This is a genomic window from Pseudomonas sp. 2995-3 (genome assembly GCF_002742565.1).
Classification (GTDB): Bacteria; Pseudomonadota; Gammaproteobacteria; order Pseudomonadales; family Pseudomonadaceae; genus Aquipseudomonas; species Aquipseudomonas edaphica.
Window position 1 is genome coordinate 1 of sequence record NZ_LJSB01000260.1, and the last position, 408, is coordinate 408.

The window sequence follows — 408 nt, forward strand, 5'->3', positions numbered from 1 at the left end:
GGTAGGGTAAGCGCGCTGATGGATATGCGCGTCCAAGCAGTTAGGCTGACAAGTAGGCAAATCCGCTTGTCATAAAGGCTGAGCTGTGATGGCGAGGGAAATATTAGTACCGAAGTTCCTGATCCTACACTGCCAAGAAAAGCCTCTAGCGAGGTGACTGGTGCCCGTACCGCAAACCGACACAGGTAGGCGGGAAGAGAATTCTAAGACGCGCGGGAGAACTCTCGTTAAGGAACTCGGCAAAATGACCCCGTAACTTCGGGAGAAGGGGTGCTCTATTAGGGTTTACGCCCGAGAGAGCCGCAGTGAATAGGCCCAAGCGACTGTTTATCAAAAACACAGGTCTCTGCTAAGCCGCAAGGCGACGTATAGGGGCTGACACCTGCCCGGTGCTGGAAGGTTAAGAGG

Annotated in this window: 1 rRNA gene; it reads left to right on the forward strand. The window is 53.9% G+C overall.

Annotation, left to right across the window (positions count from 1 at the left end):
• Positions 1 to 408 (forward strand): 23S ribosomal RNA (locus AOA62_RS25675); the annotation flags it as partial.